The organism is Kribbella sp., from assembly GCF_035655035.1.
In the GTDB taxonomy this organism is placed as follows: Bacteria; Actinomycetota; Actinomycetes; order Propionibacteriales; family Kribbellaceae; genus Kribbella.
In genome coordinates this window covers 1-6,975 of sequence record NZ_DASRVN010000451.1, presented here as the reverse complement: position 1 = coordinate 6,975, position 6,975 = coordinate 1, and the positions used below count along the sequence as shown (strand labels likewise).

Here is a 6,975-nt window from a genome sequence, read left to right as displayed (position 1 = left end):
CCCCACCACCGACCGGACCAGCCACACCCACGACCGGGTCCGCACCGACCGCCTCGACGACACCGGCGTCGTCACCCTCCGCATGAACGGACAACTCCACCACATCGGCATCGGCCGAACCCACGCCCGAACCCACGTCCTGCTCCTCGTTCAAGACCAACAGATCAGGGTCGTCGACGCCGCCACCGGCGAACTCCTGCGCGAACTCACCCTCGACCCAGACCGCGACTACCAACCCACCGGCAGACCACCCGGCCCCGTCCCCAAAAAGAACAGGTGAACCCACGAATCGTGGGTTCACCTGTCGCCGATGTCTTGAGACATCACACAGCGGAGGGCGTGGGATTCGAACCCACGATGACGGTCACCCGCCATACCGGTTTTCAAGACCAGCGCACTCGGCCACTATGCGAGCCCTCCTGGCGGAATCCGCCGAAGGTCGAGGATAGCGCAGGGAGCGTGGGCAGAATCGGAGTGCGGGGGCGGGGTGCGGCCGGTACGGTGTGCGGAGCGGCGGGTCGTCGCGGGTACGGACGGAGGTGGGAGCAATGTCTACGTCGTTCGAGGACATGGCACACACCGTCCGGTCGGTGCGCTGACGCGGCTGACCGGGCGGACCGCCGGCTGGAGAAGCCGGTGTCCCGTCGTTCCGTCATGCCCTCAGGAGTTCAGATGCGTTCCCTTGGCGCGTACGTCGTTCCGGCCGAGCTCGGAGCCGACTTCCGCAAGATCTTCCCGGCCGCGATCATCTCGAACCTCGGCGACGGCGCCATGCTCGCGGCCGGGCCGTTGCTGGTCGCCTCGATCACCACCCGTCCGGCGGCCGTTGGCGCCGCTGCGTTCATCCAGCAGTTGCCGTGGTTGCTGTTCGCGCTGTTCAGCGGCGTGCTGGTCGACAGGCTCGACCGGCGGCTCATGATCGTTGCTGCTGACATCTTTCGCGCACTGGTGCTGGTTGCGCTCGGTGCCGCAGTACTGCTTCACACTGCACCACTTTGGGCGATTTACACCGCTCTCTTCCTTCTAGGTACCACAGAAACCCTTGCAGACAACGCATCCGGCGCACTGCTCGTGAGCGCCGTACCGAAGGAGCACCTCGGTCAGGCGAACGCACGATTGTTTGCCAGCGGCACGGTGCTCCAGCAGCTCGGCGGGCCGCCGCTGGGCGCACTGCTGTTCGCTGCGGGCGCCGGCATCCCGCTGGTGTTCGATGCAGTCACCTTCGCGGCGGCCGCAGCTCTCGTAGCGCGTGTCGCCGTACGGCCGCCGCTCCCTGAGCCATCTGCTCGTGCAGCGCTGTTGCACGAGGTGCGTGAAGGAGTCCGGTGGCTCTGGCAGCACTCCGGCGTGCGTACGTTGGCCCTGTCGATTCTGGTCATGAACGTCACGTTCTGTGCGGCCTTCGCGACCTGGGTGCTGTTCGCGCGCGAGCGGCTCGGGCTGAGCGACACACAGTTCGGTCTGCTCGTGTCGGTCGGCGCGGTGGGCGGTGTGCTCGGCATGCCGACGTACCACTTCCTGGAGCCGCGGGTCGGTTCCGTAACGCTGCTCCGGGTCGGACTGATCATCGAGACCGCCATCCACCTCATCCTGGCGCTCACCAGGAACCCGTGGGTCGCTGGCGCGACCATGGCGGTGTTCGGCGTCCACGCGGTGGTGTGGGGCATTGTGTCGACTACAACGCGGCAGCTGGCCACACCGGATCAGCTGATGGGCAGGGTCAACAGCGTGTACCTCCTGGCCTCAGCCGGCGGTGCGGCGATCGGCTCTGCGCTGGGCGGTGTACTGGCGCAACGGTTCGGGCTGGCTGCTCCGTTCGCGATCGCCTTCGTGGCAATGGTGGTGATGACGGCGGTGGCGTGGCGGCCGTTGCGGAACGTCGCCGTACGACGGGTGCCCGTGACGGAGTGAAATCGGCTGGAACGGCCGGCGAACGCTTGCTAGTGTTCGCCAGCCGCCGAGATGACCCGATGGGAGCGCTTCGCCATGCCCGCAGCCGCGTCACTCGGCCTCCCGAACGTGCGCGGCCGGGTGCCGCTGCTGGCCGGTCTGGCGATCGACTCGTTCGGCGGCGGCTGCGCTGGGCCGCTGCTGCTCTTGTACTTCAACAAGGTCGCGGACATCCCGCTCGGGACGGCCGGACTGATGCTGACGGTCGCGACGCTGTTCTCGATCGCGGCACCGGCAGCGGTCGGTGTGATCGTCGACCGGGTCGGCCCGCGGAACATCGTCGTAGGCGCACAGTTCGCACAGGGCCTGGCGTTTACCGGCTTCTTCTTCGGACGGTCGCTTTGGCTGCTGTTCCTGTGCTCGCTGGTGATGACCACCGGCCAGCGGGTGTTCTGGTCGGCGATCTTCAGCCTGCTTGCGGACGTCGCCGACGACGGCGAGCGGGACAAGTGGTTCGGGCTCGGCGGGATGATGCAGGCCGGTGGCGTGGCCTTCGGTGCCCTGGCCGCCGGCTGGCTGCTGGCGCTCGGTGGCAATGAACCGTTCGTGATTGCGATGGCCGTGAACGCGGTCAGTTTCTACCTGGCCGGTCTGCTGCTCATGCGGCTGCACCCGTCGCACCACGAGCGCGCCGCGCACGACAGCGGGCCGGCGCCGCTGCTGCGTAAGGACCGGACGTTCCTGGTGCTGATCGGTGCCAACACACTGCTGGCGCTCTGCACGATGATGCTCGGTGTCGGGTTGCCCGTGTACGTCACCGAAGCGCTCACCGTGCCGAAGTGGTTGGTCGGCGTACTGATCGCTGCGACTTCTGTCGTACTGGCGACCGGCCAGACGCTCGTAGTACGCCACACCGTGCAACGACGCCGTACGAACGTCATGGCGGTTGCTGGGATCGCGTACGCCGCCTGGGCGTTGCTGATGGCGCTACAGGTGCACATCCCAGGCGGCTGGGTCGTCCTGGTGCTGGTGCTGGCGACTGCCTGCTTCGCGTTCGCCGACGTACTGCATGCGGCCACGAACAACGCGTTGTCGGCTGTTATCTCGCCGGAGATCGGGCGGGGAAAGTACCTGTCGTACTGGCAGTACTCGTTCACGTTCTCGAGCGTGCTCGCGCCGGGGTTCTTCGCGCAGCTGTTCGAGGTGCATCACGAGCTGCCATGGGTCGTGCTCGCGGGGCTGGCGCTGGTGGCGAGCCTGACGATCTACGTGCTCGCGCGGGTCGCTCCGCGGCTCAGCGCCGAGCGGATCTGAACGGCCTTTCCTGACCTATCAGGATGCGTTGCACTCGATCGAACATCTGTTCTAATGTTGACCCAGTTCGCGGTTCTCCACCCGGATTGTCCGACGGACCGAGCCTCCCACCTCGACGTGGACGGCCCGGAGGACACCGCCGCCCGGGTTGTGAGGACCCGGGCAGTGGAGAGTCCGCACGTCGTTCGGGTACAGCTTTGAGGAGGTCAGGCCAGGAGAGGACACCGACAGATGGTGATGGACAGATGTTGATGGAACACCGCGGCCGTCGACCGGTCGTGCCCGCATCCGCGTACGTCGCCCCATCGGCCGTGCTCTGTGGCGCCGTCGTCCTCGGCGAGGGCAGCAGAGTCCTGCACGGTGCGGTGCTGACGGCGGAGAACGGCGAGATCCGGCTCGGCGCGAACAGTGTGGTGATGGAGAACGCTCTGGTGCGCGGCCGGGCGGACCATCCAGCAGTGATCGGCGACGCGGTCCTGATAGGTCCCCATGCACATGTCAACGGCGCCACGGTCGAGGACGAGGTCTTCATCGCCACGGGCGCCGCGTTGTTCCCCGGTTCCGTCGCCGGCGCAGGCGCGGAGCTCCGGATCAACAGCGTGCTGCAGGTGAACTCGCGGATGGCAGCAGGCACGGTCCTCCCGATCGGATGGATCGCCGCCGGCGATCCGGCGCAGCTCTTCTCCCCGGACCGGCACGAGGAGCTGTGGCAGGTCCAACGCGAGCTGGACTTTCCCGGCACGGTGTACGGCGTGCCACGCGGTACACCGATGCGCGAGCTGATGGCGCGTCAGTCGGAGTACTACGGCGCACACGTCACGGACCGCGAGGTGGATCCGGGGTGACGGCTGCGGTCAGGCGGTTCGGTTAGCGGGTATCGGTGACGAGGACGGCTTCGGTGAGGAGGCGGCGTACCAGGACCAGTTGGTCGGGTTCGTCCAGGGCGGGGAGCTCGCCCACCTTGCAGTCGGCGCCGGAGGTCAGCTGCTGGACGGCTGCGGTTGTGTTCGGCGGGAAGGTGATCGTTCGGTCCGGGAGCTCGAGTACGAGCGGGTCGCCGGGGATCAGGCGGCAGCGGAGGCCGGGGCGCAGGCGGACCGTCGTACCGATCGCGAGCGAGGAGATCGCGGCCGCGTGGGCGAGGGGCGCGAGCGGTGCGGGGCGGTTGCTCGACCAGGTACGGCGACGGAGGCGTTCGGCCAATGCGTCGGGCGTCGTGGTCTGGAGCTGTTGCGTGAAGAGCTCGATCACCTCGGGCAGTAGTTGCTTCAGCTGCTCCGGATCACCAGGGTCGAAGCCGAGCGGCAGCGCAGTACGCAGTGACGCCTGGTCGGCGGCCAGCGCGGCCAGCTCCTGTACGAGTAGATACCGCGTCATGGTGTGCAGACCAACAGTTAGGTGCGCGCTGACACCACCGAGCGCCTTGGCCGAGTGCAGGAACCCACGCGGTACGTAGAGCGCGTCGCCGGGCCGCAGTACCTCGTCGACCACGGGACCGTTCTCGCGTGCAGCCTTCTCGACGGCTCGCGCGTGATCGGTCCACGGCTGGTTGCGGAGCGGGTCGACGTACACGGGCTCGTGGACGGTCCAGTGCTTCTCACCCGCGACCTGCAGTACGAACACGTCGTGGACGTCGTAGTGCGCGGCGAATCCCTGCGACTCCGCGGGCGTGATGTAGGCGTTGATCTGCACCGGATGACCGGCGTCCGCGGCCAGCTGTGTCGAGAAGTCGACCAACGCCGGCCAGGTGCGGTGCAGAGCTTGCAGTACGACGGTGTGCCCGCCGGCGAACAGTGCGGCGACCTTGTCGTCGCGGACCTGGTCGGCGATCTCCGCGCCGGCACCGGCCGGTCCGGTGAACTGGCTGTCGCCGACGACCGATCCGTTCTTGGCGATGCGCAGAAACGGTGTCCGCAGGCCTCGGCGGGACAGCAGTTCGTCCACCGCGTCGAGGCTGAACAGGTCGTCGTACGGCGCGGGGAGATCGGGGGCGTGCGAGAGCAGCGCCCGGGAACCCCAGTACGCGTCGGCGAACTCGTCGAGGTCGCCGGCCACACAGCGCCGGAGCGCCGGGCGCTCATCCCGCAACGGCCCGGCCTCCGGCACCGTAGTCACCAGCCTCCGGAGTTCCCGCCACCGTTGTCGGACCCAGACCCGCCGCCGGACCCTTCGCCGTAACCGCCACCGCCGCCGCCCGACTCGGAGTCCCGGCCTTGTCCCCCACCGGAGCCCTCGCCGTAGCCACCGCCGCCCGACTCGGAGTCCCGGCGTTCTCCTCCACCGGAGCCCTCGCCGTAGCCACCGCCACCCGAGCCGGAGTCACCGCCCTGGCCGTACCCGCCGCCGCCACCGGCTCCACCGTCAGCGCCGCCGTCCGAGCTGCCCTGCGAGGCTCCACCATCAGCAGGTCCTTCCCCGGACCCACCACCAGAACCCTCGCCGTAACCGCCGGAACCTTGACCGCCGCCACCGGAACCCTGGCCGCCGCCGGCTCCACCATCCGCGCCGCCGTCCTGGCTGCCCTGCGAAGCGCCGCCGTCAGCCGGCCCCTCACCGGATCCGCCGCGCTGTCCCTCGGACGAGCCGCCGTACCCGCCCTCCGACCGCTCGCCTTCGTTCGATCCGCCGCCCGGGCCTCCGTACTCGCCCTGGTTGTCGCCTCCGGAGGAGGTGTTCATGTCGTCGTCGTTGAGACCCATTGTGCTGCTCCCTTCGCGAACGGCCAGAAAGTTGCCCAGTGATACCAACGGGCACCTGGCCATCTTGTGCGCAAAGTGGACCTCAGCTAAACCCTCCGCCGCGTTACAGCGCCGACTCGATTGTCAGCGCAACAGATCCGACAGCACCTTCACAAACCCGTCGGTGACATCCTCCGGCCGTACGGCGATCCGCAACCAGTCCGGCCCCAGCCCCGGGAAGGTGTCGCCCCGCCGGACCGCAAACCCCTGTGTACGCAGGGATTCCCGCACTTGCGCCGCCCCCGGAACCTGCACCAGAACGAAGGGCGCCCGCGGTACGCCGTAAACCGAAACGCCGGGAATCGCACCGAGACTGTCAACCAACTGGACACGCTGCCGCTCGATGTCGACCGCCGCCTGCGCCGCCTCGGCCACGGAACGCTCGTTGCTGCAGGCAATCGCCGCCGCAAGTGCAGGAGTGGACACCGGCCAGTGCGGCTGTACGGCGGCCAACTGTTCGATCAGGCTCGCGTGCGCGAGGACGTACCCGATCCGCAGCCCGGCCAGCCCCCACGTCTTCGTCAGGCTCCGGATCACCACCAGCCCCGGGATCGACGCGCCGGCGAGCGACTCCGGCTCACCGGGTACGGCGTCCATGAACGCCTCGTCGACGACCAGGATCCGGTCCGGCCGCGCGAGTTCGCGCAGGTCGTCGGCGCGGTGCAGGACCGACGTCGGGTTGGTCGGGTTGCCGATGATAACCAGGTCGGCGTCCCGCGGTACGGCGGCCGGGTCCAGCACGAACCCGTTCTCCGGCCGCAGGATCACCCGGTCGACCAGGTGCCCGGCCGAGCGCAGTGCCGCCTCGGGCTCGGTGAACTGTGGATGAACAACTACCGGATGCCGCGGCCGGAACGCCCGCGCGATCAGCACGAATGCCTCCGCCGCGCCTGCGGTCAGCAGGACCCGGTCGGGCGCGACCGCGTGCCGTTCGGCGACCGCAGCGACCGCCGCGGCCGGGCGTGGGTACGCCGCCAGGTCGGTCAGGCTCGCGGTGATCGCGGCCAGCAGCCAGGGCGGCGGAGTGCCCGCG

At 68.7% G+C, this 6,975-nt stretch carries 6 protein-coding genes, 1 tRNA gene and 1 pseudogene; 4 read left to right on the top strand and 4 right to left on the bottom strand.

The window, feature by feature from the left end:
* Positions 1-280: pseudogene (locus VFF46_RS24775) on the top strand (hypothetical protein); the annotation flags it as partial.
* Positions 281-331: 51 nt separating this feature from the next.
* On the opposite strand, the gene VFF46_RS24770 reads toward VFF46_RS24775, so the two are convergent.
* Positions 332-420 (bottom strand) — tRNA-Ser (locus VFF46_RS24770).
* Positions 421-672: 252 nt separating this feature from the next.
* Here VFF46_RS24770 and VFF46_RS24765 point away from each other — a divergent pair.
* The 3 genes from VFF46_RS24765 to VFF46_RS24755 all read left to right on the top strand — a co-directional run bounded on the left by VFF46_RS24765 (position 673) and on the right by VFF46_RS24755 (position 4,049).
* Positions 673-1,911, top strand: coding sequence for an MFS transporter (locus tag VFF46_RS24765; protein ID WP_325039600.1), 1,239 nt, complete (start codon positions 673-675; stop codon positions 1,909-1,911).
* A gap of 75 nt (positions 1,912-1,986) precedes the next feature.
* On the top strand, positions 1,987-3,204 hold the full coding sequence (locus tag VFF46_RS24760) for an MFS transporter (protein WP_325039599.1): 1,218 nt from the start codon (positions 1,987-1,989) through the stop codon (positions 3,202-3,204).
* A 245-nt stretch (positions 3,205-3,449) separates the two neighbouring features.
* Complete coding sequence (locus VFF46_RS24755) at positions 3,450-4,049, top strand: gamma carbonic anhydrase family protein (RefSeq protein ID WP_325039598.1); 600 nt, start codon at positions 3,450-3,452, stop codon at positions 4,047-4,049.
* Between the two features lie 22 nt (positions 4,050-4,071).
* Here the strand turns inward: VFF46_RS24755 and VFF46_RS24750 are convergent, their stop codons facing one another.
* The 3 genes from VFF46_RS24750 to cobC all read right to left on the bottom strand — a co-directional run.
* Positions 4,072-5,319 carry a cupin domain-containing protein gene (locus tag VFF46_RS24750; protein ID WP_325039597.1) on the bottom strand — a complete coding sequence of 416 codons (1,248 nt, stop codon included), beginning with the start codon at positions 5,317-5,319 and terminating at the stop codon, positions 4,072-4,074.
* Positions 5,316-5,903 (bottom strand): BatC protein, encoded by a 588-nt coding sequence (locus VFF46_RS24745; RefSeq protein ID WP_325039596.1) that lies wholly within the window; start codon positions 5,901-5,903, stop codon positions 5,316-5,318. Before VFF46_RS24745 ends, VFF46_RS24750 begins: the two co-directional genes overlap by 4 nt.
* A 123-nt stretch (positions 5,904-6,026) precedes the next feature.
* The coding region (cobC, locus tag VFF46_RS24740; protein ID WP_325039595.1) for an Rv2231c family pyridoxal phosphate-dependent protein CobC at positions 6,027-6,975 on the bottom strand (949 nt) is incomplete at its 5' end.

Bases quoted from the DNA above. Each gene is read 5' to 3' on its own strand.
- VFF46_RS24765 (WP_325039600.1), top strand. From the start codon at position 673: ATGCGTTCCCTTGGCGCGTACGTCGTTCCGGCCGAGCTCGGAGCCGAC.
- VFF46_RS24760 (WP_325039599.1), top strand. From the start codon at position 1,987: ATGCCCGCAGCCGCGTCACTCGGCCTCCCGAACGTGCGCGGCCGGGTG.
- VFF46_RS24755 (WP_325039598.1), top strand. From the start codon at position 3,450: ATGTTGATGGAACACCGCGGCCGTCGACCGGTCGTGCCCGCATCCGCG.
- VFF46_RS24745 (WP_325039596.1), bottom strand. From the start codon at position 5,903: ATGGGTCTCAACGACGACGACATGAACACCTCCTCCGGAGGCGACAAC.